The following is a 24,923-nucleotide window of genomic DNA, read 5'->3' as shown; positions in this document are numbered from 1 at the left end:
CCCCATGGCCCGCGTGATCGCCGTCTATCCCGGCACCTTCGATCCCATGACCTTGGGTCATGAGGACGTGGTCCATCGCGCGGCTCAGCTGTTCGACCAGGTCATCGTGGCGGTGGCCGCGGGTCACCACAAGAAGGCCATGTTCACGCTGCAGGAGCGCATCGACATGGCGCGCGAGCTGGTGAAGGCCTTCCCGCAGGTGCAGGTCGAGAGCTTCTCGGGGCTGATGCGCGACTTCGTCGTCGCCCGCGGCGCCAAGGCCATGGTGCGCGGCCTGCGCGCGGTGACCGACTTCGACTACGAGTTCCAGCTGGCCGGCATGAACCGCAGTCTGATGCCGCACGTGGAGACCGTGTTCCTCACGCCCAGCGACAAGTACCAGTTCATCAGCAGCACCTTCGTGCGCGAGATCGCGGTGCTGGGCGGCGAGGTGGACAAGTTCGTGTCGCCCATCGTCGCGCAGCGGCTGGCGGACAAGGTGCGCAGCCAGGGCACGCCTTAACGCCGCCAGCGGGGTCTCAGAAATCTGGCAGCAGTCGCAGCCAGTTCCGCAAGGCCGCATTGACGGCTGCGGGCTGCTCCATGGTGAGCATGTGCCCGCAGCGCGGCACCACCACCAGTTCCGAAGCAGTCAGTAGCGCGGCGATCTCCTCGGAGTTCTCCTTGGGCACCAGCAGGTCCGTGTCGCCGCACATCACCAGCGCAGGACACCGGAGCCGCGGCAAGTGCGGGCGGGCGTCCGGGCGCGCCATCACGGCGCGGTTCTGGCGAATCAGTTGATGCGCGCCGGCGCGCAGGACGAACTCCAGGTAGGCGGCGGTGATGGCCGGATCGGCGGCCTGCGCCGGGTGGAAGGCGAGGCGCACATTGGGTTCGATCACCTCCGCGACGCGGCCCTGCTCGAACAGGCGGATCGCGTCCTCGCGCACCCGGCGCATCTCCGCGCTCTCCGGCCGCGCCGTGGTGCCCAGCAAGGCCAGGCCGGCGATGCGCCCGGGGGCCAGGCGCGCGGCCTCCATGGCGATCATGCCGCCCATCGAGGCGCCGCACAGCGCCAGCGGACCCGGGTGCTCGGCCAGCAAGGCCGATGCCATGGCTTCGATGCTGGCATGCCGCATGTGCACGTCGGTGATCAGCGGCTGCCAGTCGGCAAGGGCCTCGCGCTGCCAGCGCCACATCACGGCATCGCCGGCCAGTCCCGGCACCAACAGCAGCTGCGCCGTCAAGGGACAACCCCGGCCAGGCCGAGCGCCCGGTACACCTGCGCGGCCTGGCGCTTCAGGCGCAGCGACTCGGGTTGCGCGCGGACCTGCTGCGCGAGCAGGTGCTGCGCGCCGGCCAGCCGGCCGCAGCGGATCAGGGCGTCGAGGTAGACCTGCGAGAACAGGTCGCGCTGCGCGTGGCTGCCGCCGATCTCGGTCATGCGCGGCAACGCCTGGCCGAGTTCGTCGACGGCGCGCGCGTGCTCGCCGCGGGCATGGGCCAGCAGCCCCCGGCTGGCCGGCAGGGCCACCCGCTGCCAGGCGGCGCGCGCAGGGGCGGGGGCCTGCTGTGCATGGCGCTCGATATGGCGCAGCAGCGTGTCGGCTTCCGCGCGGCCGGCACGCGCCAGCCCGTACAGGTACTGCATGTCCAGGAAGGGCAGCACCTGGTCATCGAGCCGCCGCGCGAGGTAGCTGCCCACGTCCTGCCAGCGATCCCCGACGTCGACCCCAGACAGTTCCAGGCGCGCCAGCAGCGACACGGCGTTGACCTGGTCCTGCGAATACTCCTTGACCACGCCCCAGACCCGCGTGTCGTACAAGTCCAGCACCTCCTCGATGCGGTCCAGTTCGAGGGCGAACAGCGCCTGGTGCCACCAGTTGTGCGTGACCATGAAGGAGTTCAGCCCGGTCCAGGTGCCGCTGACCCCGGCGAGGAACTCGTGGCCCTCGCGCAGGCGTCCCTGCGTGAGCATCACGTGCGCCAGCGCGTGGTGCGCCCAGGGTTCCTTGCGGCGCATCTGGATCGCGCGCCGCGCCGCGGCTTCGGCCTGCTCCAGCAGGTGGCACTGCTCCCAGGCGAAGGCCAGCATGCCGTGCAGGTAGGGCACGTCGGCCGCTGCCGGCAGCGCCTGCAGCGCGATGCGCAGCATGCCGGGCGAATCGCCGGCATTGAACGCGTGGTATTGGCCGAGCTTGAGCGAGGCGAGGTCGCGCGGGCACTCCTTCGCCTGCTCTTCGTGCAGTGCGAAGGCGCGCGTCGTGTCACCTTCGGCCCAGGCGGCGACGGCGGCAATGAAGCGCTGCTCGCCCGCGGTCGCCTCATGCGCGCGGGCCTGCGCGCGCTCGATGAAGGGCCGCGCGTTGGCCGGGGCATCGCGCGACTCCGCGAACAGGTGGACGGCGGCGGCGCAGGCCTGCACGAGCGGGCTGGTGTCCGACGCGGCGGCACCGATGATGTTGAGCGCGCGCTCTTCGCTCGCGATGAAGCCTTCGACGAAGTCGTTGAGAAGCGGGAGGCTGCGCTCGCTGTCCAGCGTGACCGGGTTGCCCAGGCAATCAGTCCACATGGTCCACCGCCTCCGAAGGCGGCTGTGGCCAGGGACGCTGCTCGCCGCGGATCAGTTCGAAGGCGCGCGAGACCTGCAGCACGCCCAGGTCGTCGAAGCGGCGGCCCGCGATCTGCAAGCCGATCGGCAGTCCGGCGCGGGTGTAGCCGCAGTTGATCGAGGACGCGGGCTGCTCGGACATGTTGAAGGGCACCGTGAAGCCGATGTGCTCCAGCGGCCGCATGGGATCGTTGGTGGGCGAGGCGTGGTCCGCCGGGGCGGCAGTTACCGGCGACGTGGGCGAGATCACGTAGTCGAAGGCCGCGCAGGCCGCCACCGTGCGCACCCGCGTTTCATGGAACTGGCTGAAGGCCCTGAACACCGCCTCGCCGTTCATCGAGGCCGCGCTGTCGCCCCATTCGCGGATGTAGGGCAGCACCTGCGCCTTGCGCGCGGACGGCAGCGCCTTCATGTCGACGTGGCAGCGCATGCGCCAGAAATGGTCCATGCCGTCGAGCATGGCTTGCGTCATGAAGGGCTTCATCGGCAGCACCGTGGCGCCCGCGTTTTCGAACAGGCGGGCCGCCTGCGCGACCGCGGCGCGGATCTCCGGGTCGACCGGCAGACCGCAACCGGCCTCCAGCAGCAAGCCGATCCGCAGGCCCTTGAGCCGGTCGGCGCCCTGGTCGAAGGTCTCCCAGTCGATCTGCTGCGGCGGCAGGTTCATGCTGTCGCGGGCGTCGGCGCGCGCCAGCACCTGCATGAACCAGGCGGCATCGACCACCTCGCGCGTCATCGGCCCGGCGGCGCGGCCCATGTAGGGCGGATCGATCGGGACGCGCCCGAGGCTGGGCTTGAGGGTGAAGATGCCGCACCAGCCCGCCGGCAAGCGCAGCGAGCCGCCGATGTCGGTACCGATGTGCAGCGGCCCGTAGCCGGCCGCGGCCGCCGCGCCGGCGCCCGCGCTGGAGCCGCCCGGCGTGAGGCGCAGGTCCCAGGGATTGCGCGCCAGCGGGTGGAAGCTCGACAGTCCCGAGGACAGCATGCCGTAGTCGGGCATGGTGGTCTTGGCGATGATCACGCCGCCGCTTTCGCGCACACGGGCCGCCGGCGGGGCGTCGGCGGTGGCCGGCATCAGCTCGACCGCGGCGGTGCCCAGCGGCGTGGGGTCGCCGCGGGTGGCGATGTTGTCCTTGATCGTCACGGGCACCCCGTCCAGCGGCCCCAACGGCGCGCCGCGCAGCCAGCGCGTCTCGCTGGCGCGCGCCTGCTCCAGCGCGAGCTCCGGACGCAGCAGGTACAGCGCCTGCAGCCGGTGCTCCCAGCGCTCGATGTGGCCGAGCACCGACTGCGTGACTTCCAGCGGCGAGAGCTCGCGCCGGCGGTAGGCGCCGATCAGCGCGGGCGCCGACCACTCATGGAGCGCACGCGGATAGCTCATCTGCCAGCCTGCACTCAGGCCGGCGAGGACCAGGACAGCGCCGACAGGTCATTGACGAAGATCGGCATGTCCTTCCACAGGCCCTTGATGTTCTTGTTGGCGATGGTGATCCACTGCGGCTGGTAGAGGAAGCCGTGCACGCTGTCCTCGGCCAGCAGGCGCTGGGCATCGCCGAGCAGCTTGGCGCGGTCGGCCGCGCGCGGCGCGGTCTTGATCTTGTCGTAGATATCGTTGAACTTGGGCGACTTGTAGCCCCAGTAGTAGTCGGGCTTGGCGAAGTTGCCGAGGTCGAAGGGCTCGACGTGCGAAATGATGGTGAGGTCGTAGTTGTGCGCGCCGCCGTAGGTGTTGGACAGCCATTGCGCCCACTCGACGTTCTGCAGCTTGGCGGTGATGCCGACCTTGGCCAGCTGCGAGGCGATCACCTCGCCGCCCTGGCGGGCATAGGGCGGCGGCGGCAGCGTGATCGTCAGCTCGAGCGGCGTCTTCACGCCCGCTTCCTTCAGCAGCGCCTTGGCCTTCTCCGGGTTGTAGGGATTGACGCCGGTGGTGTCCACGTAGCCGAAGGCGCCCGGCGTGTAGTGGCTGCCAATGGGCGCGCCGTAGCCGTCGGCAGCGCCCTGGATCACCGCCTTGCGGTCGATGGCCGCCGCGATGGCGCGGCGCACGCGCACGTCGTCCAGCGGCTTCTTCTGGTTGTTGATGGCCAGGATAGTCTTGGCGCGCGAGCCGCCCACCAGCACCTGGAATTTCGAGTTGGTCTTGAACTGCGGAACCGCACGCGGCGTGACGCGCGAGAACACGTCGACATCGCCGGCCAGCAGGGCCGCCACTTGCGCGGCCGGGTCGGGAATGATGCGGAAGGTGGCCTTCTTGAGCTTGATGGCGGCGGCGTTGCGGTAGCCGTCCCACTTGGCCAGCGTGATCGAGGAGCCCTTGACCCAGTTCTCCAGGCGGAAGGGGCCGGTGCCCACCGGCTTGGTGCCGTTGGTGTCGGCGCTCTTGGGCTCGACGATGATGGCCGTGCCCTGGCCCAGCAGGAAGGGGAAGTCGGGGTCGATCTCCTTGGCCAGGATCACCACCGTGTGCTCGTCGACCACCTGCGTGGTGATGTTGGCGAAGGTGCGCTTGTCCTTGTTGGTGCTCTTCTCCCCGGCGGCGCGGTCGAAGGAGAACTTCACCGCCTGCGCGTTGAAGGGCTCGTCGTTGTGGAACTTGACGCCCTTGCGCAGCTTGAAGGTGTAGGTCTTCAGGTCGGGCGAGACCTCCCAGCTTTCGGCCAGCAGCGGCGTCACGCTGCCGTCCGAATTGATCTTGGTCAGCGTCTCGTAGATGTTGTAGAGCGTCACCTCCGAGATCGACGAGGCCGCGCCGCCGGTGGGGTCGAGCCCGGGACTCGGCTCCAATGTCATGGCCAGCACCACGGAGTCCTTCCGGCTCTGCGCGAAGGCCTGGGGCAGGGCCAGCGGCAGCGTGGACAGCGCGGCGGTGGTGAGCACGGTGCGGCGTTTCATCATGGTTTGATCTCCTGCGAAGACGGAAATTAGACGCGTTCTGTTGGTTGCCGTTTCCGGCTCGTCTTGCATCATCGGCCAGATTGTTACGCCAATGCAAGAGGCAAGGGCCTGTTAGGGCTATGGGAGGGCTCGCGCCGGTGGTTGGCAGGCTGCAGGGCTAGGCGCGGCCGAGGCCGTGTGCTCGTGCACACAACGAGGCCGCAACGACGCCCTGCGGCCTGCCAGCCACCGGCCCGAAGGGTGACCCAGGAAACGGGCGCCCTCGGCGTTGCAAATGCTCGCCGGGGTCCCGCCCCGGCTGCGCTTTGCGCCTTGATGGCGCCCGTTTCCTGTGTCACGCGAGCCCTCCCATAGCCCTAACAGGCCCTAGCTTATCCGGCGGCCCTGGGCGGTTCCGGCTCGGGCACCGCCTCCAGCAGCGCCCGGGTGTAGGGGTGCCGGGCGTCGCGGAACAGGCGCTCGGGCGGCCCCTGCTCCACGATCAGTCCTTCGCGCAGCACCGCCACCTCATCGCACAGGTGATGCACGACCGCCAGGTCGTGGCTGATGAGCATGTAGGTGATGCCGAACTCCGCCTGCAGGTCCTGCATCAGGTTGAGCACCTGGGCCTGCACCGACACGTCCAGCGCGCTCACCGGTTCATCGGCGACGATCAGGCGCGGGCGGGTGATGAGCGCCCGCGCGATGGCGATGCGCTGGCGCTGCCCGCCGGAGAACTCGTGCGGGTATTTGCCCAGGTCGCTGGCGCGCAGCCCGACCGAAGCCAGCACGTCCGCGGCGCGCTGGTGCTGCTCATCGCGCGGCGCACCCTGCGCCGCCAGCGGCTCGGCGACGATCCGGCCGATGGTCTGGCGTGGGTCGAGCGAGCCGTAGGGGTCCTGGAACACCATCTGGATGTCGCGCCGCGCCTGCCGCAGTTCCTCGCGCGGCAGCGCATGCAGGTCGCGGCCCAGCAGCCGGACGCGGCCGGCCGTCGGCTGGTCCAGCGCCATCACCAGCCGCGCCAGGGTCGACTTGCCCGACCCCGATTCGCCGACGATGCCCAGGCTGCGCCCGGCTTCGATGGTGAAGCTCACGCCGTTGAGCGCATGGACCTTGGGCGGCGGCTGCGTGAGCTTCTCGCGCGGCAGCGTGTACTCCCTGGCCAGACCCTCGACCTGGAGCAGCGGCGCGTTCATTGGATAACCTTCGCCCTGCGGGCTGCGGTGCTATGAGCCTTCGGAGCGGCCGTGCGGCTCATGGCTGTTGCTCCCTCTCCCTCTGGGAGTGGGCGGGGGTGAGGGCCAGCTCCTTGTGCGCGGCGACGGCGTCCAAACGGATGCAGCGCGCCCGATGCGCCGGCCCCACCTGATGCGACGGCGGCGCCGTCACATGGCACTCGGGAACGGTGAAGGCGCAGCGCCCCGCGAACGGGCAGCCCGGCGGCAGGTCCACCAGTTCCGGCACTGTGCCGGGAATGGTCGCCAGCCGCCGTCCCTTGGCCGTGTGCAGCCCGGGACGCGCGGCGAACAGGCCCAGCGTGTAGGGATGCGTGCGGTGCTCGAAGACCTCGGCCGTGGGCCCGTTTTCCACCACGCTGCCGCCGTACATCACCAGCGTGCGCGCCACGTTCTGCGCGATCACGCCCAGGTCGTGCGAGATCAGGATCAACGCCATGCCGCGCTCGGCGACCAGCTCCGAGATCAGCGCCAGGATCTGCCGCTGGATGGTCACGTCCAGCGCCGTGGTCGGCTCGTCGGCGATCAGCAGCTGCGGGCCGCAGGCCAGCGCCATGGCGATCGTGATGCGCTGGCGCTGGCCGCCGGAGAACTGGTGCGGATAGGCGTCCAGCCGGCGCGCCGCATCGGGAATGCCGACACGGTCGAGCAGGGCGACCGCTTCCTTGCGCGCGTCGGCGGCCGACATGCCGCGGTGCAGCCGCAAGGGTTCCGCGACCTGGCGGCCAATGGAATGCACCGGGTTGAGCGCGGTCATCGGCTCCTGGAAGATCATGCCGATGCGGTCGCCGCGGATGCGGCCCATCTCGCCGTCGCTCTTGCCGGTGAGTTCCTCGCCGTCGAAACGGATGCTGCCCGACACCTGCGCGTTTTCCGGCAGCAGCCCCATCAGCGCCATCGCGGTGATCGACTTGCCGCAGCCCGACTCGCCGACCAGCCCCAGCGTCTGGCCGCGCTCGAGCGTGAAGCTGACGTCGCGCACGGCGCGCGCCGGGCCGCGGTGCGTCTGCAGCAGGACCGACAGGTTTGCGACCTCTAGTAGCGCCATGGTCAGGGCGGCCCTACCGCTTGCGCGCGAGGCGCGGGTCGAACAAATCGCGCAGACCGTCGCCCAGCAGGTTGAGCCCGAGCACCGCCAGCGCGATCGCCAGGCCCGGATACACCGCCAGCATCGGCGCGTCGAACATCAGCGTCTGTGCCTCGCTGAGCATGCGGCCCCACGAGGGCTGCGGCGGCTGCGTGCCCAGGCCCAGGTAGGACAGCGCGGCCTCGGCCAGGATCGCGATCGCGAAGCGGATCGTGGCCTGCACGATCAGCACCGAGGCGATGTTGGGCAGCACATGCTCCATGGTGATGGCGAACGCGCCCTTGCCGCAGGCGCGCGCGGCCATGACGAATTCGCGCGCCCACACCGCGTTGGCCGATGCCCGCGTGATGCGGGCGAAGGTCGGGATGTTGTAGATGCCGATGGCGATGATGGCGTTGACCATGCCCGGGCCGAACACGGCCGTGAGCATGATGGCCGACAGGATGGCGGGGAAGGCGAAGCCGAAATCGGCCACGCGCATGATGATTTCTTCCCACCAGCCGCGCTTGGCCGAAGCCAGCAGCCCGAAGGCCGTGCCCGCGATGAGGCCGATGCCCACGGCAATCACGCCCACCGCGATCGAAGCGCGCGCGCCCACCAGCAACAGCGACGCGAGGTCGCGGCCGTAGGCGTCGGTGCCCAGCCAGTACGAGCCGCTCGCCGGCTGCAGCCTGATGGCCATGTCCACTTCGTAGGGCGAGTGCGGCGTCCACACCAGCGACAGCGCCGCCGCCAGCGCCAGCAGCAGGCTGAGGACCGCGCCGATGGCGAAACTGCGGTGCGCGAGCGCGCGCCGCCAGAACGCCGGGCCATGTGGCAGCGGGGCGGTGGCGACGGGAATGGAACTCATATGTCGCTGGCCTTTACCCGCGGGTCGATCGCCGCGTAGAGCAGGTCCACCACGAAGTTGACGATCACCACCATGGCGGCCAGCAGCATCACGCAGTTGCGCACCACGATCAGGTCGCGGTTGGAGATCGACTGGAAGATCAGGCGCCCGAGTCCCGGCAGGTAGAACACGCTCTCGACCACGATGGTGCCGGCCAGCAGCTCGGCGAACTGCAGGCCCATGATCGTGATCACCGGGATCATGGCGTTGCGCAGCACATGGCCCCACAGCGTGCCGGTGCGCGACACGCCCTTGGCTCGCGCGGTGCGCACGAAATCCTCGCGCAGCACGTCCAGCACGGCCGAGCGCGTGATGCGCGTGAGGATCGCCGACTGCACCACCGCCAGCGAGATCGCGGGCAGCAGCAGCGCCTTCAGGCCGGGCAGCAGGCCTTCCTCCCAGCCCGGGAAGCCACCGGCCGAGAACCACTTCAGGTACACCGAGAACAGCAGGATCAGCAGGATCGCGAACCAGAAGTTCGGGATGGCGATGCCGACCTGCGACAGGCCCATCACGCCGACGTCGCCCAGCTTGTTGTGGCGGGCCGCGGCGAAGATGCCGGCCGACAGCGCGATGACGGACGTGAAGGCCATGGCCAGCAGCGCCAGCGGAACCGTGAGCAACAGCCGCTCGACCACCAGCTCCGACACCGGCGAGCCGTAGGCATAGCTCAGCCCGAGGTCGCCGGTGAGCATGCCGGCCACCCAGTGCCAGTAGCGCTCCAGGGGCGGCCGGTCGATGCCCAGCTTGACCGCCAGCGCGTGCACGGCCTCGGGCGAGGCGTCCGGCCCCATGAGGATCTGCGCGGCATTGCCCGGCAGGATCTCCAGCACCAGGAACACCACCACCGAGGCGCCTACCAGCGTCGCAATCAGGGTGATGAAGCGCTTGAAGAGGAAGACGCTCATGAAGCCGGGGATAATGCCAGAACTATGGCACTGATGATCACCGACGAGTGCATCAACTGCGATGTGTGCGAGCCCGAGTGCCCGAACCAGGCGATCTCGCTCGGGCCGGAAATCTATGTGATCTATCCGGCCCGGTGCACCGAATGCGTGGGGCATTTCGACGAGCCCCAGTGCGTGCAGGTCTGCCCCGTGGCCTGCATCCCGGTGAACCCCGCCCACATCGAAAGCCGCGAGACGCTCTGGCAGAAGTACCAGCGGCTGACGGCGGCCAAGGTCCCCTGAATTCTTACGGTCGCTACTTCTTCGGCTCGGCCGGCGGGACGGCGGAGAAATACGGGGACGGAGGCCGCTTCACGTTTTTCAGGCTCCCGGGCTTGCCCGGTTCCGACGCGGCTTCGTGTTTCTCCGGCGGAATATAGACCGGCACGGGCTTGGCTTCTTCCTTCAGCCGCGCCCGTTCCATCGCGTCGGCGGTCCGGGCTTCGTTGCGGGCCTCTTGCCGTGCGCGCGCCTGCTCCCGGGCGCTGGGCCCCGCCGGCGCCTTGAGTTCGTTGCCGCCGGGACAGGGCTGCTGGCTGTAGCTGTTGCCGCAGCGGTAGATGCCCTGCGCGGCGGCGGGCAGGGCGGCCGAAGCGGCGGCCAGGGCGAACAGGGCAAGTCTTCCGATCATGGTCCCTCCTCCTTGTTCTCGGCCAGGCCCTCGGGCCGCGGCGGCTTGGGCCGCGGCGGCTTGCTGGTGTGCACGAGCAGGGTGGCCTTGTTCATCTCGCCGGCGATGAAGGCCGGCGCCGCTTTGAGCGTGCGCGCGACGCATTCCTCGATGGCCGTGCGCTGCTCGGGCGCGGGCTTCTTCAGCACCCAGTTCGCCACCTCGGACTTCACGCCCGGGTGGCCGATGCCGATGCGCAGCCGCCAGTAGTCGTCCGTGCCCAGCTGTGCGTGAATGTCGCGCAGCCCGTTGTGGCCGGCGTGGCCGCCGCCGAACTTGAGCTTGGCCTGGCCGGGGACGATGTCCAGCTCGTCGTGCGCGACCAGGATCTCCGAGGGCTGGATCTTGTAGAAACGCGCCAGCGCCGCCACCGATTTGCCCGATAGGTTCATGTAGGTCTGCGGCTCGAGCAGCCAGACGGTGTGGCCATGCACGTTGGTGCGCGCCACCAGCCCGTGGTAGCCCCTGTCGGCCACCAGCGGCGCCTTGAGCTCGCGCGAGAGGGCGTCCACCCACCAGAAGCCGGCGTTGTGGCGGGTGGCCTCGTATTCGAAGCCGGGATTGCCCAGGCCGACGAAGAGTCTGATCATGTTTTGTGTCCTCCCGCGGATTGTCCACAAAAGAAAACGGCCCGCCGAAGCGGGCCGTTCACACCACCTTGGTGATGGATTACTTCTTGGCCTTGGCGTCCTTGGCCGGAGCCTTCGCCGGAGCCTTGGCAGGAGCGGCCTTGGCATCCGCCGCAGGGGCGGCAGCAGCGGCGCCCTCGGCGGCGGCGCCTTCGGCGGCCTCTTCACCGCCGCCGGTCACCACGACCGAGACCAGCACCGGGTTCGGCTTGCCGCGCGTCACGGCCGTCACACCCTTGGGCAGCTGGATCTCGTTCAGGTGCAGCGTCATGCCCTTCTTCAGGCCGGACAGGTCGATCTCGATGAACTCGGGCAGGTCGGCCGGCAGGCAGGAGATGTCCAGTTCGGACATCACGTGGTTCACCACGCAGCTCTCGAACTTCACGGCCTGCGATTCCTCGGCCTTCACGAAGTGCAGCGGCACCTTCATGTGCAGCTTGGTCTTGGCGTCGACGCGCTGGAAGTCGATGTGCGTGATCTGCTGCCTGAAGGGGTGGTACTGCACATCACGCAGCAGCACCTTGCCGGTCTTGCCGGCCAGCTCCATGTCCAGGATGGTGGAATGGAAGGCTTCCTTCTTCAGGGCGTGCCACAGCGCGTTGTGATCGAGCTCGATCAGTTGCGGCTGGCCTTCGCCTCCGTAGACGATGCCTGGGGTCTTGCCCGTATTGCGGAGACGGCGGCTCGCACCCGTGCCCTGCTTTGCGCGCTCAAAAGCGACGAATTTCATGTTTCACTCCAAATGGGAATCCACCGCGACCAGTGTGATTCCGTCCAAAAAAAGGCCGCGCGCGAGGCGCAGCCCACTTGATGCCTCGGTCAGAAGAGGTTTTCCTGCTCCGAGAACAAACTCATGACCGACTCGCCGCGGGCGATGCGCTGGATCGTCTCCGCGATCAGCGGCGCCACCGACAGCTGGCGGATCTTGGTGCAGTGGCGGGCGGCATCCGACAGCGGGATCGTGTCGGTCACCACCACCTCGTCGAGGGCCGAGCCCTTGGCGATGCGGTCGATGGCCGGGCCCGAAAAGATCGGGTGCGTGCAATACGCATAGACCTTCTTCGCGCCGCGTTCCTTGAGCACCTCGGCCGCCTTCACCAGCGTGCCGGCGGTGTCGATCATGTCGTCCATGATCACGCAGTTGCGCCCGTCGATCTCGCCGATGACGTGCATCACCTCGCTCACGTTGGCCTTGGGCCGGCGCTTGTCGATGATGGCCAGGTCGGTGCCCAGCTGCTTGGCCAGCGCCCGGGCGCGCACCACGCCGCCGACGTCGGGCGAGACCACGATCAGGTCTTCGTAGTTCTGGTGGCGCAGGTCCGACAGCAGCACCGGCGAGGCGTAGATGTTGTCCACCGGGATGTCGAAGAAGCCCTGGATCTGGTCGGCGTGCAGGTCCATGGTCAGCACGCGCGACACGCCCACGGTCTGCAGCAGGTTGGCCACCACCTTGGCCGAGATCGGCACGCGCGAGGAGCGCGGGCGGCGGTCCTGGCGGGCGTAGCCGAAATAGGGGATGACGGCGCTGATCCGCTCGGCCGAGGCGCGCTTGAGCGCGTCGACCATGATCAGCAGTTCCATCAGGTTCTCGTTGGTCGGCGCGCAGGTGGACTGCACCACGAACACGTCCCGCGCCCGCACGTTCTGGGTGATTTCGACGGTGACTTCGCCATCCGAGAAGCGGCCGATGGTCGCTTGTCCGAGCGTGATGCCCAGGTGACCGGCGATTTCCGAGGCCAGCGCCGGATTGGCGTTGCCCGTGAACACCATGAAGTCGGAATGGGAAGGTGGAGCCTGCATTTGGGACCAGCTACAAGATCAATGCCAACCGGGAATTTAAATGCCAACCGGGAATTTGGCAGGGGAGGAAGGACTCGAACCCTCGAATGCCGGAATCAAAATCCGGTGCCTTAACCAACTTGGCGACTCCCCTACACAGGTTGACGGCCTTTCAGCCGCCCACCGATGAATCGTCGCTGGATGCCCATCCCGCCAGAGGATGAGCCTCCATATTGCTGCATTCCCTCGCAAGCCAGCCTGGTGGCGCATCTTGCAACCCGGTCCCGTAGGCCAGCGGCGCGAACACCGCGCTGCCCGAACCGGTCATGCGGGCGGTGAGGCCCTGCGAGCCCAGCCACTGAAGGGCTTGGGCGACGCCGGCACACAGCCTTTGCGCAACCGGCTGCAAGTCGTTGGCTCCGAAAGCGTACGGGTTTGCAGCAAAGCCTGAAATTATAGCAGGCTCGCTGCTGCGGTTCAGGAGCGCGTCCGAAAAGATGCGCGCCGTCTCCAGTCCTGCGTCCGGTTTGACCACCGCGAAGCGGGCCGGCGGCAGCGAAATCGGGGTGAGGCGCTCGCCGACGCCTTCGACCCAGGCGTTGCGTCCGAACAGGAAGAAGGGCACGTCGGCGCCCAGCGCCAGGCCGATCTGCGCCAGTCGGGGCAGCGGCAGCTTCAGGTTCCACAGGCGGTTCAGGGCTAGCAAGGTGCTGGCGGCGTCCGACGAGCCCCCGCCCATGCCGGCCTGGCTTGGGATGCGCTTGTCGATCGCGATGTGCGCCCCCGCCGTGCCCCCGGCCGCCTGCCGCAGCGCGCGCGCGGCCCGCAGCACCAGGTCGTCGGCCGGCAGCGCATCGCCTAGGTCCTCGCGGCTGAGCGCGCCGTCCGCTCGCAGCTCGAAGTGCAGGGTGTCGCACCAGTCGATCAGCATGAAGGCCGACTGAAGCAGGTGCATGCCGTCCGGGCGGCGCCCCAGCACATGCAGGAACAGGTTCAGCTTGGCCGGGGCGGGGACGTCGTAGAGGGTTCGCAATTAGTGTCCTGCCTCAGAAGTAGCTGACATTTCGTTCGGATGCCCGCGGGGATGATCGGTGGGTGGCCAGAGGGGGTCAAGACTGGGCGTCTTGACCCCCTCTGGACGCACGCCGAGGGCCCCGCAGGCGCCGAACCCTTCGGGCTGCGCCGTATCGGAGCGCATGCCGCGTTGCGGCCACGGGTCAAGCCGTCCAGGCTTGACCCGCACCCGCGCCTTGCCTGCGCTCCGATACGGCGCAGCGAAATGCCAGCTATTTCTGAGGCAGGACACTAACGCTCCAGCACCACGCGCAGGTCCGCTTCCGGCAGCGGGTCCAGGCGCTTGGCGGCGATGCGGCCGTGCGCCAGTTGCGACAGGTCGGCCTGCCAGCCGGCCACCGGGGTGGCGATGCCGCGCAGCCAGTCGAACAGGGCGCGAACCGGGATGGCGGCCCCCGAAAGCTCGGTCATGAGCGCATCCACCGATGCGAATTCGCGGGTGCGCGAGTTGGCCTGCAGCCGGGCCCGGCCGGGCTGCCAGTCGAGCACCGCCAGCGTCCCGCCGATCGGCGAGAACAGCTGGAGCTCGCCGGCGAGCGCGCTACCCTTGAGCTCGAAGCCGGCCGAGAACGATTCGCTGGGCCGGTCCTGCACCTGCAAGGCGAGGCGGCCGGACCAAGGGCCGCTGACGGCATCAGCCGGCGGCTTGGGCGCGCTGGCGCAGCCGGCCAGGGCGAGCACCAGGGCTGCCAGACAGGCGCCGGCCCAGCGGCGCGAACCCATCATGGCTTGACGCGAAGGCGGCTCAGCGTTTCCTGCAGCGTGTCGTTTTCGCTGTTGAGCAGCAGGCCTTCCTTCCAGATGGCCTGCGCGCGGTCGCGCTGGCCCATGCTCCACAGCACCTCGCCCAAATGCGCCGCGATTTCGGCGTCGGGCCGCTCCTTGTAGGCCGCCTCGAGGATGCGCAGCGCTTCGGCCTTGTTGCCCATGCGGAACTCCACCCAAGCCAGGCTGTCGCTGATGTAGGGGTCGCCGGGCGCGAAGCTGAGCGCCTTCTGGATCAGCTCCTTGGCCTCGGGCAGCCGCACGTTGCGCTCGGCAAAGGCGTAGCCAAGCGCGTTGTATGCGTGGTGATAGTCCGGCCGGGTCGCGATCACCTGGCGCAGCAGCCGCTCCATCTCGCCCAGGTCGCCCATCTTCTCGGCGATCATGGCGCGGTCGTACACCAGGTCCGGATCGACCGGCGGCTTGGCCGTCGCCTGCCCGAGAAGGTCGAAGGCCTGCTTGTAGGCCTTGTTGTCGCGCAGCAGCTGCGCTTCGGCCAGCACCTTCATGCGTGCGTCTTCGGGGTCGCGCTCGGGCAGGGCGCGCAGCAGCTTGCGTCCCTCGTCGAGCTTGCCCTGGCGGGCCAGCAAAGAGGCGCGGCGCTGCTGGGCTGCCACCAGCTGCTGCGGGTTCTCGATCTTGTCGAGCCACGCGCTCGCCATGGCGTAGTCCTTGCGCTTTTCAGCGATGCGCGACAGCCCCAGGTAGGCCTGGGCCTGCCCGCGGCTGCGGTCCTCGGACGGGCGGGACTGCGCCAGCTCGAGGTAGCGCTTGTAGGAGGTTTCGGCCGCCGCGTCCTGGTTCTCCTGCAGCTGCAGGCTGCCCTGCACCAGCCAGGCCTCCGGGTAGTCGGGCTTTGCCGCCGTGACGGCCTGCAGTTGCTGCGCCGCTTCGCTGTAGCGCTGCGCGTCCACCAGCGCCCGCGCGTAGGCCATGCGCAGTTCGGGCATGGGCTGCGGGCCCTCGAGGTAGCGCTTGACCAGCGGCTCGGCCTCGGGCCGCTTGGGCTCCATCAGCTCCAGCGCCAGCAGGGCCGGGCCTTCGGACTGCGGGTCGATCTCCTGGGCGCGGCGGGCCGCCTCGACGGCCGCGACGCCGTTGTCGGCGGCCAGGCGCATGCGCCCGACGGCCGTCCAGGCGGCGGCGCCGGTGTCCTTTTGCTGCAGGTAGGGACGCAGCGCCTGCTCCACCACCGCGGCGGCGGTGATCTTGTCAGCGGCCCGCGCGTAGCTGCGCGGAACGAGCGCGAGCGCGGCGTTGCGCTCCTTGGGGTCGGCCAGCGCGATGTCGGTCTTCAGTGGCTCGGCGGTCTCGCGGACCCGGTTCAGGGCCACCAGGATCTGCAGGACGTAGCGGTTCGCCTCGCGCGAGCGGGGGTGCGCCGACTTCCAGGCGCGCGCCGCTTGCAGCGCTGCTTCGCCCGAGCGCGCCTGCAGGGCGATTTCCACCGCCCGCTGGTACAGGGCCGGATCGCCGTTGCGGCGGGCCGCATCGAGCATCAGCGCCAGGCCTTCGGCCGGCTCGCCGCTGCGCGCGTTCAGTTCCCCCAGGAGCAATTCGTAGAACAGGCGGGAATCCATCGGGCTGGAAACCGGCGCCGGGTCGGTCTCCGGCGCCTTGGCGACCGGCGTCTGGGCGCATGCGGGGAGTCCGGCCACGAGCACGGCCAGTGCAAGGGCCGCAAGAGGAAATCGGAGCATCGAACCATAATAATCCAAGCGCCATGCCCGAACTGCCCGAAGTCGAAGTCACGCGCCTGAGTTTCGCCGACCGCATCGCCGGCGCGCAGATCCAGTCCGTGCGCACCGGCAAGCCCCTGCGCTGGCCGCTCGGCATCCCGGCGCAGAACCTCGTGGGGCGGACGGTGCGCGGGGTGCGGCGCCGTGGCAAATACCTGCTGCTCGATCTGGACCAGGGGCTGTTGCTCATGCATTTGGGCATGTCGGGAAGCCTCAGTTTCGCGCCCTCCCAGCCGGCGCCCGGCCTGCACGACCACTTCGACCTGGTGACCACGCGCGGCACCCTGCGGCTGAACGACCCGCGCCGCTTCGGCGCCGTGGTCCATGCGCCGGCCGAAGACGCGCCGCAAAGCCTGAAGCTGCTCGGGGGCCTGGGCATCGAGCCGCTGTCGGAGGCGTTCGGCGCCGACGCCTTCCATGCCGGCCTGAAGCGGCGCACGGCGCCGATCAAGCAGGTGCTGCTGGCCGGCGACGTGGTGGTGGGCGTCGGCAACATCTACGCCTCCGAGGCGCTGTTCCTGGCCGGCATCCGGCCGACGCTGCCGGCCTCGCGCATCAGCCGGCCGCGCGCCGAGAAACTGCGGCAGGCGGTGCGCGACGTGCTGGGTCGGGCGGTGGCGCGCGGGGGCAGCACGCTGCGGGATTTCGCCAACGCCTACGGGGAGGCCGGTTATTTCCAGCTGGAGGCCATGGTGTACGGGCGTGCGGGCCAGGCGTGCAAAGTTTGCGGCGGCGTGATCAAAACGATCCGCCAGGGCCAGCGCGCCACGTTCTACTGCCCTCATTGCCAGAAATCCTGAGGGTGTCCGCAGGGTCGGGTGCTATATTCAATAGCACCCGGGGACTCTTTTGGCCATCTCCTTCAACGAACAATTCGACGAGCACGGCGCGTGGCGCCGACAATTCGCGCTGCGGCTGAAGCTCCTGTCGGAGTGGCTGAAGGACCACGAGCTGCTGGATGCCGGCGTCGAGGAGCGGCTGCGCCGCCTCGAGACGCAGATGCGCTCCGACAAGGTGATGGTCGCCTTCGTCGCCGAGTTCTCGCGCGGCAAGTCGGAATTGATCAACGCGATCTTCTTCGCCGGCTACCGGCGCCGCATCATGCCGGCGAGCGCGGGGCGCACCACCATGTGCCCGACCGAGCTCGGCTACGACAGCGACGTGCCGCCCTGCCTGCGCCTGCTGCCGATCGAAACGCGCCTGCAGCCGCAGCCCCTGATGGAATGGCGCGGCGCGCCCGAGAAGTGGACGCGGGTCGACCTCGATGTGAACGACCCCTCGCAGCTGGCCCAGGCCTTCGAGAAGGTCTCGGAAGTGCTGCACGTTCCCAAGGAGGAAGCGGCCGCCCTGGGCTTTTGGCACGAGGACTCGCCCGAGGACAACCCGCTGGTCGACGCCGAGGGCCGGGTGGAGATCCCGCGCTGGCGCCATGCGCTGATCAACATCGCCCACCCGCTGCTCAAGCAGGGCCTGGTGATCCTGGACACGCCGGGCCTGAACGCCATCGGCGCCGAGCCGGAACTGACGGTGAACCTGATCCCGCAGGCGCATGCCGCGGTGTTCATCCTCGGCGCCGACACCGGCGTGACCCGCTCCGACCTGTCGATCTGGCGCGAGCACCTGGCGCCGGCGGGCGACAACGTCGATTCGCGCCTGGTCGTCCTGAACAAGATCGACACGCTGTGGGACCAGCTGAGCACCGGCGAGCAGGTGCAGGCGCAGATCGAGCGCCAGCGCGTGACCTCGGCCGAAATCCTCGGCCTGCCGCCGGAGCAGGTGATTCCCGTGTCGGCGCAGAAGGGCCTGCTGGCCAAGGTCAAGGGCGATGCGGAGCTGCTCGAAGCCAGCCAGTTGCCGCTGCTCGAACTCGCGCTGGCCGAAGGCGTGATGGGCCGGCGCCAGAAGATCCTGCGCGCGGCGGTGGCCACCGGCATGGACGAACTGCGCGTCGAGGCCGAGCGCGCCATCGGCGTGCGCCGCCGCGACCTGGCGGAACAGACGCTGGAGCTGCGGGGCCTGCGCGGCAAGAACATGGCCGTGATCAAGCACATGCGTTCGCGCATCGAGCAGGAGCAGCGCGACTTCGACGTGAGCGGCGCGCGCATCCACGCGGTGCGCTCCGTGCACACGCGGCTGCTGCGCGAGGTGTTCACGCTGCTGGGCACCGGCACGCTCAAGCGCGAACTGGCCGAACTGACCGAGGCCCTGCGCCAGCCCGGCATCAAGCTGGGCGTGCGCAAGGCCTACGCGGCGACCTTCGAGCGCCTGCGGCTCGGGCTGCAGAAGGCCCAGGCCAGCAGCGCCGAGATCCATTCCATGCTCACCGGCACCTTCCGCCAGCTGAACGCCGAGTACGGCTTTACGCTGCAGGCGCCGCGCGAGCCCGACCTCGCGCGCTACGAGCGCGACCTCGACCTGGTCGAGCGCAGCCACACCCAGTACATGGGCATGGGCAACACCTTCCGCTTGGCGCAGCCCGAGTTCGCCGACCGCCTGGTGCGAGCGCTGGCCACGCGGCTGCGCGTGGTGTACGAGTCGGCGCTGGGTGAACTGGAGCTGTGGAACAAGTCGGCGGCCGCCCAGCTGGACGCCCAGTTGCGCGAACGCCGCCGCAACTTCACCCGCCGCATCGAGGCCATCGAGCGCATCCAGCAGGCGGCCAGCGGCCTGGACGACCGCATCGCCGAAATCGGCCTGCAGGAAGAAGCGCTGGAGGCGATGAACGTCAAGCTGATCGACCTCACCGACCAGCTGATCGAGACGCACGAAGTCGCCAACGAGCCGCACGAGTCCACCGAGCGGCACGAAGCTGTCACCGAGCCCGCGCCGCTTTTCAACATCGCATGACGACCCTGCCCCGGGGATTCGCCGGCCACGTGGTGCGCTGGCAGCAAAGCCATGGGCGCAGCCAGCTGCCCTGGCAGTCCACGCGCGACCCGTACCGCGTGTGGCTGTCAGAGATCATGCTGCAGCAGACGCAGGTGGCCACCGTGCTGGACTACTACCCGCGCTTTCTCGCGCGCTTCCCCGACGTGGCCGCGCTGGCCGCCGCCGGCGAGGACGACGTGCTGGCGCTGTGGAGCGGGCTGGGCTACTACAGCCGCGCCCGCAACCTGCACCGCTGCGCGCGTGAGGTCATGCAGGCGCACGGCGGCGCGTTTCCGCGCAGCGCGCAGGCGCTGCAGGCGCTGCCCGGCATCGGGCGCTCGACCGCTGCGGCCATTGCCGCCTTCTGCTTCGGCGAGCGCGCGGCGATCCTGGACGGCAACGTCAAGCGCGTGCTGGCGCGGGTGCTCGGCTTCGATGGCGACCTTGCGAGCGCGGCGGCCGAGCGCGAACTCTGGCAGCACGCCGAGGCGCTGCTGCCGCGCAGCGGCCTGCAGGAGGCGATGCCGCGCTACACCCAGGGCCTGATGGACCTGGGTGCCACCGTGTGCACCGCGCGCAGCCCGGCGTGCGAGCGGTGTCCGGTGCAGCGCCTGTGCGCTGCCTCGGCGCAGGGCGACCCGCAGCGCTACCCGGTGAAGACGCGCAAGTTGAAACGCAGCGCCGAGTCGCTCTGGCTGCTGCGCGCCCACACCGGCGCGGGCGCGGTGTGGCTGCACAAGCGTCCCCGTACCGGCATCTGGGCTGGCCTGTACTGCCTGCCGGTCTTCGCCAGCCGTGAGGCGCTGCAGGCGGCGCTGCCGGCGTCTTGCGAGCTGGAGGACGACCGGGCGTTCCTGCATGTGCTGACGCACAAGGATTTGCATTTGCATCCGGTGCGGGCGCGCCTTGCCGCCAAGCAGGCGCCGCGGTGTGAAGGTGCCTGGGTCGCGCCGCTCGACTGGGAGCGCCTGGGGCTGCCGGCGCCGATCCGCAAGCTGCTGGAAGGCTGAGGCCGCTGCCCTCACCCCCGCCCTCTCCCCGAGGGGAGAGGGAGCGAGCCCTCAGGACCTGGGTGCCGCTGCCCTCACCCCAGGAGAAGGGAGTGAAGTATCAGGACCTGGATGCCTTGCTCCCTCTCCCGCTCGCGGGAGAGGGTTGGGGTGAGGGTTCGGGCGAGGGACAGATCCGTCAGGGCGCGACTGCGTCGAGTTCGCGGTGGCGCTTGAGCGTGATCCAGCGCTCGCCGAACGAGCGCGCCAGTTTCTCGACCAAAAACACCGACCGGTGCTGGCCGCCGGTGCAGCCGATCGCCACCGTGACGTAGCTGCGGTGATCGCGCGCCAGCGGCTCCAGCCAGTGGTTGAGGAACTGCTCGATGTGGCTGTACATCCGCTCGACGTCGGCGTGCTGCTCCAGGAACTTCACCACCGGCTCGTCGCGCCCGGTGAGGTCCTTGAGCGCCGGCTCGTAGTGCGGGTTGGGCAGCATGCGCACGTCGAACACATAGTCGGCGTCCACCGGGATGCCGCGCTTGAAGGCGAAGGACTCGAACACCAGCGTCAGCTGGCTGATCGGCGCGGACAGCAACGATTTCACGTGCGCCTGCAGCTGCGAGGGCCGGATCACGCTGGTGTCGAGCACATGGGCCTGCTCGCGCAGGTCGGACAGCAGCTCCCGCTCGAGTTCGATCGCGTCCACCAGCGCGTGCCGGCGGTCGTGCGCGACATGGCTGGCATCCTCGGACCGGTGGCCCGACAGCGGATGCCGACGGCGCGTCTCGGAGAAGCGGCGCACCAGCGTCTCGGTGGTGGCGTCGAGGAAGAGCGGGCGGACCTTCACGCCCTGGTTCTTGAACTCGCGCAACTGCCGCGGCACCAGCGGCAGCGACGTGGCGCTGCGCACGTCGATGGCGATCGCCACGCGCTCGGCGCCGGTCTGCTGCTCCAGCGCCACGAAGGACTGCAGCAGCTCCGGCGGGAGGTTGTCCACGCAGTAGTAGCCGGCGTCCTCCAGCGCGTGCAGCGCGACCGACTTGCCGGAGCCCGACATGCCGGTGATCAGCACCACTTCGAGCGTCACGGCCGGCCCCTGCGCTACCTGCCGGCCGGTGCCGCGGCGCCGCCGGTGGACAGCATTTCCTTGGCGTGCGCCAGCGTCGTGCCCGACAGGCGTTCGCCGCCCAGCATGCGCGCGACCTCGGCGACCCGCTGCTCGCCCTGCACCGGGGCCACGCTGCTCGAGGGGCCGCCGGCGTCGCTCCTTTTCGCGACGACCAGGTGGTGGTCGGCGCAGGCGGCGACTTGCGGCAGGTGCGTCACTGCCAGCACCTGCCGGTCGCGGCCCAGCTGCTTCATCAGCCGGCCCACCGTCTCGGCCACCGCGCCGCCGACCCCGGAATCGACTTCGTCGAAGATCAGCGTCTGCGCCGCACCCAGCCGGCTGGTCGTGACGGCGATCGCCAGCGCAATGCGTGACAGCTCGCCGCCGGAAGCCACCTTGCCCACTGGCCGCGGCGTGCTGCCGGCGTGCCCCGCCACCAGGAAGGCGATGTCCTCCAGCCCGCATTGCTGCGGCTCGGCGCCGGACTGCAAGTGCACCTCGAAACGCCCGCCCTGCATGCCCAGCCCCTGCATGGCCTGCGTCACCGCCTTGGCCAACTGCGGCGCGGACTTGGCGCGCGCCTTCGACACGGTGCCGGCGTCGCGCTGGTAAGCATCGGCGGCCTGCTTCTCGGCCGCTTCCAGCGCGGCCAGGTCGGCGGCCGCGTCCAACCGGCCGAGCTCCTCCTTCCAGGCGGCGAGCAAGGCGGGCAGCTCGGGCGGCGTGCGCTTGTAGCGGCGCGCCAGCGACACCCACAGCGACATGCGCTCGTCGAGTTCGGCCAGGCGCGCCGGGTCGAGTTCGGTCTTGCGCAGCCAGGCGTGCAGCGAATGCGCCGCGTCTTCCGCCTGCGCCAGGCTGGACGCCAGCACCTGCGCGATCTCGCGAAACGCCGGCTCGATCCCTTCCTGCGCCTGCAGCAGGTTCATGCCTTGCGACAGCGCGCGCGTGGCGCCGTGGTCGTCGCCTTCCAGCGTTTCGATCGCGCCTTGCGCCGCTTCCAGCAGCGACTGGGCGTTGGCCAGCCGCGTGTGGCTGGCATTGAGTTCGTCCCACTCGTCGGCGCCCGGCGCGAGCTTGTCCACTTCGCCGATCTGCCAGGCGAGGCGCTCGCGTTCGCGCTGCAGCGAGTCCTGCGCGGCGCGGGCCTCGGCCAGCGTCTTCTGGGCGTCACGCCAGCGCTGCCAGGCCTTCAACATGGGCTGTGTGTCCACGCCGGCGTAGGCATCGAGCAGGCCGCGCACGGCGTCGGGCCGGGTCAGGCTCTGCCAGGCGTGTTGCCCGTGGATGTCCACCAGCAGGTCGGCCAGTTCGCGCAGTTGCGTGGCGGTGGCCGGGCTGCCGTTGATCCATGCGCGGCTCTTGCCCTGCTTGTCGACGCTGCGGCGAAGCAGCAGCGCCTCGTCGTCATCGAAGCCGGCGTCCTGCAGCCAGGCCGCCAGCGGCGCGGGCACGCCATCGAATTCAGCGCTGATCTCGGCCCGGGCCGCGCCTTCGCGCACCACGCCGGCATCGGCGCGTTCGCCCAGCGCCAGCTGCAGCGCATCCACCAGGATGGACTTGCCGGCGCCGGTCTCGCCGGTGAGGACGGAAAAACCCGATTCCAGGTCGAGTTCGAGTTCGCGCACGATCACGAAGTCGCGCAGCGAGATACGGCGCAAAGCCATCAGGAATGTCCCTCGTTCCAGTGCATCTTCTTGCGCAGGGTGTCGAAATAGTTCCAGCCGTGCGGGTGCAGGAAGCGCACCCGGTGCTGCGAGCGCTTGACCGTGATGCGGTCGCCGTGCAGCAGCGAGGCGAGCGACTGCATGTCGAAATTGGCGCTGGCATCGCGCCCGGACACCAGCTCGATCGTGACCTCGGCGGCGTCGGGCAGCACGATGGGCCGGTTCGACAGGGTGTGCGGCGCGATCGGCGCCAGCACCCAGCCCGGCGCGGACGGATGAAGCAGTGGGCCGCCGGCCGACAGCGAGTAGGCGGTGGAGCCGGTGGGCGAGGCCACGATCAGGCCGTCGGCGCGCTGGTTGGCCACGAAATGGCCGTCGACCTCGACTCGCAGCTCGACCATACCCGAGGTCGTGCCGCGGTGCACCACGACGTCGTTCAGGGCGGTGGCCTCGAACACGCACTCGCCGTCGCGCACCACGCTGGCCTGCATCATGCTGCGGTGGTCCTCCTCGAACTGGCCCGCGAGCATGGGCTCAAGCGCGGTGCGGAAGCGCCCGAGCGGGATGTCGGTGATGAACCCGAGGCGGCCATGGTTGATGCCGATCAGCGGCACGCCGAAGCGCGCCAGCTGCCGCCCAATGCCCAGCATGGTGCCGTCGCCGCCGACCACCAGCACCAGGTCGCAGTGCTCGCCGATGCCCGGCACGTCCAGGCTGGCGTAACCGGTCAGGCCCGAGGCGGCGGCGGTCTCCCGCTCCAGCACCACCTCGCAACCCCGGGAGGCGACGAAATTGGCGATGTCCTCCAGCGCGGCGCGGATGGTCGCGGCCTGCGAACCCGCGACGGCGGCGGGGTACTTGCCGATCAGGGCCACCTGGCGGAACAGGGGTTTCATGGGCAAATTACATCATCAAACGGGCTGCCCATCTAATGGGAACCGTGGATTCATGCCGCCATTGGCTGACCCTGTCGCTAAAATCCTATCGACATGCTCGATGACCGCGCCAAGTTGCTGTTGAAAGCCCTGGTCGAGCGTTACATCGCCGAAGGCCAGCCGGTGGGTTCGCGCACCCTTTCGCGTGCGTCGGGGCTGGAGCTGTCCCCGGCCACCATCCGAAACGTGATGGCCGATCTCGAGGAGCTCGGGCTCATCGCCAGCCCCCATACCTCGGCCGGGCGCATTCCCACGGCGCGCGGCTACCGGCTTTTCGTGGACACCATGCTCACGGCGCAGCGCGAGCAGATGCAGGCGCCCAGCCTGCGGCCGGACCAGCCGCAGAAGGTGATCGCCAATGCGGCGCAGCTGCTGTCCAACCTGTCGCAGTTCGTCGGCGTGGTGATGGCGCCGCGCCGCACCTCGGTGTTTCGCCACATCGAATTCCTGCGGCTGTCGGAAAAGCGGCTGCTGGTGATCATGGTCTCGCCCGACGGCGACGTGCAGAACCGGGTGGTGTTCACCGCCACCGACTACACCCAGTCGCAGTTGATCGAGGCCTCCAACTTCCTGAACACGCACTATGCGGGCCTCGCCATCGAGGACGTGCGCGAGCGCCTCAAGGGCGAAGTGGAAAAGCTGCGCGCCGAGATCGCCACCCTGATGCAGACCGCGGTGCAGGTCAGCTCCGAGGCGCTGCGCGAGCAGGACGAAGTCGTGATTTCGGGCGAGCGCAACCTGTTGGCTGTGAGCGACTTCTCCAGCGACATGAGCCACCTGCGGCGCGCCTTCGAGCTGTTCGAGCAGAAGGCGCAGCTCATGCGCTTGCTCGACATCTCCTCGCAGGCCGCGGGCGTGCGCATCTTCATCGGCGGCGAGAGCCAGGTGGTGCCCTTCGAGGAGCTTTCGGTCGTCAGCGCCCCGTACGAGGTGGACGGCCAGGTGGTGGGCACGCTGGGCGTGATCGGCCCCACCCGAATGCCCTACGACCGCATGATCCAGATCGTGGACATCACCGCCAAGCTGGTGAGCAACGCGCTGAGCCACAAGCAGTAGCGACCTACAATCG

23 protein-coding genes, 1 tRNA gene and 1 pseudogene are annotated in these 24,923 nt (G+C 69.3%); 6 read left to right on the top strand and 19 right to left on the bottom strand.

What is annotated here, in order from left to right:
* Positions 1 to 4 precede the first annotated feature (4 nt).
* Positions 5 to 502, top strand: a complete 498-nt coding sequence (gene coaD / locus UC35_RS07585) for a pantetheine-phosphate adenylyltransferase (protein ID WP_061497703.1) — start codon at positions 5 to 7, stop codon at positions 500 to 502.
* A gap of 16 nt (positions 503 to 518) precedes the next feature.
* Here the strand turns inward: coaD and UC35_RS07580 are convergent.
* The 8 genes and pseudogenes from UC35_RS07580 to UC35_RS07545 form a co-directional block, all read right to left on the bottom strand.
* Positions 519 to 1,259: pseudogene (locus UC35_RS07580) on the bottom strand (alpha/beta fold hydrolase); the annotation flags it as partial.
* A complete protein-coding gene (locus UC35_RS23475) occupies positions 1,223 to 2,551 on the bottom strand; it encodes a tetratricopeptide repeat protein (RefSeq protein ID WP_061497700.1) in 1,329 nt (442 codons plus the stop codon). The pseudogene UC35_RS07580 and the gene UC35_RS23475, both read right to left, overlap by 37 nt.
* The gene (locus tag UC35_RS07570) at positions 2,541 to 3,971 is read right to left on the bottom strand and encodes an amidase (protein WP_061497697.1); all 1,431 of its coding nucleotides are present in this window, start codon (positions 3,969 to 3,971) and stop codon (positions 2,541 to 2,543) included. The genes UC35_RS23475 and UC35_RS07570 overlap by 11 nt, the downstream gene beginning before the upstream one ends.
* Positions 3,972 to 3,985: 14 nt before the next feature.
* Positions 3,986 to 5,488, bottom strand: coding sequence for an ABC transporter substrate-binding protein (locus UC35_RS07565; RefSeq protein WP_061497696.1), 1,503 nt, complete (start codon positions 5,486 to 5,488; stop codon positions 3,986 to 3,988).
* Positions 5,489 to 5,859: 371 nt separating this feature from the next.
* Positions 5,860 to 6,666: an ATP-binding cassette domain-containing protein gene (locus UC35_RS07560; protein WP_061497694.1), complete on the bottom strand. Its 807-nt coding sequence runs from the start codon at positions 6,664 to 6,666 to the stop codon at positions 5,860 to 5,862.
* 58 nt (positions 6,667 to 6,724) lie between these two features.
* On the bottom strand, positions 6,725 to 7,753 hold the full coding sequence (locus UC35_RS07555) for an ABC transporter ATP-binding protein (protein WP_061497692.1): 1,029 nt from the start codon (positions 7,751 to 7,753) through the stop codon (positions 6,725 to 6,727).
* Positions 7,754 to 7,766: 13 nt separating this feature from the next.
* On the bottom strand, positions 7,767 to 8,642 hold the full coding sequence (locus tag UC35_RS07550; protein WP_061497691.1) for an ABC transporter permease: 876 nt from the start codon (positions 8,640 to 8,642) through the stop codon (positions 7,767 to 7,769).
* A complete protein-coding gene (locus UC35_RS07545; protein ID WP_061497689.1) occupies positions 8,639 to 9,589 on the bottom strand; it encodes an ABC transporter permease in 951 nt (316 codons plus the stop codon). Before UC35_RS07545 ends, UC35_RS07550 begins: the two co-directional genes overlap by 4 nt.
* Before the next feature lie 24 nt (positions 9,590 to 9,613).
* Here UC35_RS07545 and UC35_RS07540 point away from each other — a divergent pair, with 24 nt between their 5' ends.
* Positions 9,614 to 9,871, top strand: coding sequence for a YfhL family 4Fe-4S dicluster ferredoxin (locus UC35_RS07540; protein ID WP_061497687.1), 258 nt, complete (start codon positions 9,614 to 9,616; stop codon positions 9,869 to 9,871).
* A 13-nt stretch (positions 9,872 to 9,884) separates the two neighbouring features.
* On the opposite strand, the gene UC35_RS07535 is transcribed toward UC35_RS07540, so the two are convergent.
* The 8 genes from UC35_RS07535 to UC35_RS07500 all read right to left on the bottom strand — a co-directional run bounded on the left by UC35_RS07535 (position 9,885) and on the right by UC35_RS07500 (position 16,245).
* On the bottom strand, positions 9,885 to 10,259 hold the full coding sequence (locus UC35_RS07535; RefSeq protein ID WP_061497685.1) for a hypothetical protein: 375 nt from the start codon (positions 10,257 to 10,259) through the stop codon (positions 9,885 to 9,887).
* Positions 10,256 to 10,888 (bottom strand): aminoacyl-tRNA hydrolase, encoded by a 633-nt coding sequence (pth, locus tag UC35_RS07530; protein ID WP_061497684.1) that lies wholly within the window; start codon positions 10,886 to 10,888, stop codon positions 10,256 to 10,258. Before pth ends, UC35_RS07535 begins: the two co-directional genes overlap by 4 nt.
* Positions 10,889 to 10,967: 79 nt before the next feature.
* A complete protein-coding gene (locus UC35_RS07525) occupies positions 10,968 to 11,657 on the bottom strand; it encodes a 50S ribosomal protein L25/general stress protein Ctc (RefSeq protein ID WP_061497682.1) in 690 nt (229 codons plus the stop codon).
* Between the two features lie 89 nt (positions 11,658 to 11,746).
* Positions 11,747 to 12,727 (bottom strand): ribose-phosphate pyrophosphokinase, encoded by a 981-nt coding sequence (locus UC35_RS07520; RefSeq protein ID WP_061497681.1) that lies wholly within the window; start codon positions 12,725 to 12,727, stop codon positions 11,747 to 11,749.
* A gap of 56 nt (positions 12,728 to 12,783) precedes the next feature.
* Positions 12,784 to 12,860 (bottom strand) — tRNA-Gln (locus tag UC35_RS07515).
* Positions 12,861 to 12,878: 18 nt separating this feature from the next.
* The gene (gene ispE / locus UC35_RS07510) at positions 12,879 to 13,739 is read right to left on the bottom strand and encodes a 4-(cytidine 5'-diphospho)-2-C-methyl-D-erythritol kinase (RefSeq protein ID WP_061497679.1); all 861 of its coding nucleotides are present in this window, start codon (positions 13,737 to 13,739) and stop codon (positions 12,879 to 12,881) included.
* A 272-nt stretch (positions 13,740 to 14,011) separates the two neighbouring features.
* Positions 14,012 to 14,506 (bottom strand): outer membrane lipoprotein LolB, encoded by a 495-nt coding sequence (locus UC35_RS07505; RefSeq protein WP_061497678.1) that lies wholly within the window; start codon positions 14,504 to 14,506, stop codon positions 14,012 to 14,014.
* Entirely contained in the window at positions 14,503 to 16,245 is a 1,743-nt protein-coding gene (locus UC35_RS07500) for a tetratricopeptide repeat protein (RefSeq protein ID WP_061497676.1), read from the bottom strand. Before UC35_RS07500 ends, UC35_RS07505 begins: the two co-directional genes overlap by 4 nt.
* 23 nt (positions 16,246 to 16,268) lie before the next feature.
* Between UC35_RS07500 and mutM the strand changes: the two genes are divergently transcribed.
* Genes mutM through mutY form a run of 3 tightly spaced genes read left to right on the top strand, consistent with a single transcriptional unit; the run spans position 16,269 to position 20,162 of the window.
* Complete coding sequence (mutM, locus tag UC35_RS07495; protein ID WP_061497674.1) at positions 16,269 to 17,084, top strand: bifunctional DNA-formamidopyrimidine glycosylase/DNA-(apurinic or apyrimidinic site) lyase; 816 nt, start codon at positions 16,269 to 16,271, stop codon at positions 17,082 to 17,084.
* A gap of 49 nt (positions 17,085 to 17,133) precedes the next feature.
* A complete protein-coding gene (locus UC35_RS07490) occupies positions 17,134 to 19,131 on the top strand; it encodes a dynamin family protein (protein ID WP_082792926.1) in 1,998 nt (665 codons plus the stop codon).
* A complete protein-coding gene (mutY, locus tag UC35_RS07485; protein ID WP_061497672.1) occupies positions 19,128 to 20,162 on the top strand; it encodes an A/G-specific adenine glycosylase in 1,035 nt (344 codons plus the stop codon). Before UC35_RS07490 ends, mutY begins: the two co-directional genes overlap by 4 nt.
* Positions 20,163 to 20,340: 178 nt before the next feature.
* Here mutY and rapZ read toward each other — a convergent pair whose 3' ends face one another.
* Genes rapZ through UC35_RS07470 form a run of 3 tightly spaced genes read right to left on the bottom strand, consistent with a single transcriptional unit; the run spans position 20,341 to position 23,815 of the window.
* Positions 20,341 to 21,231 (bottom strand): RNase adapter RapZ, encoded by an 891-nt coding sequence (rapZ, locus tag UC35_RS07480; RefSeq protein ID WP_082792924.1) that lies wholly within the window; start codon positions 21,229 to 21,231, stop codon positions 20,341 to 20,343.
* A gap of 14 nt (positions 21,232 to 21,245) precedes the next feature.
* On the bottom strand, positions 21,246 to 22,919 hold the full coding sequence (gene recN, locus UC35_RS07475; RefSeq protein ID WP_061497670.1) for a DNA repair protein RecN: 1,674 nt from the start codon (positions 22,917 to 22,919) through the stop codon (positions 21,246 to 21,248).
* On the bottom strand, positions 22,919 to 23,815 hold the full coding sequence (locus tag UC35_RS07470; RefSeq protein WP_061497668.1) for an NAD kinase: 897 nt from the start codon (positions 23,813 to 23,815) through the stop codon (positions 22,919 to 22,921). Before UC35_RS07470 ends, recN begins: the two co-directional genes overlap by 1 nt.
* 93 nt (positions 23,816 to 23,908) lie before the next feature.
* Between UC35_RS07470 and hrcA the strand changes: the two genes are divergently transcribed.
* Positions 23,909 to 24,910, top strand: a complete 1,002-nt coding sequence (gene hrcA / locus UC35_RS07465; protein ID WP_061497666.1) for a heat-inducible transcriptional repressor HrcA — start codon at positions 23,909 to 23,911, stop codon at positions 24,908 to 24,910.
* The last annotated feature ends 13 nt before the right edge of the window (positions 24,911 to 24,923 follow it).

It is taken from the genome of Ramlibacter tataouinensis (assembly GCF_001580455.1).
Lineage (GTDB): Bacteria > Pseudomonadota > Gammaproteobacteria > Burkholderiales > Burkholderiaceae_C > Ramlibacter > Ramlibacter tataouinensis_B.
This window is presented reverse-complemented; position numbering and strand designations above follow the sequence as displayed.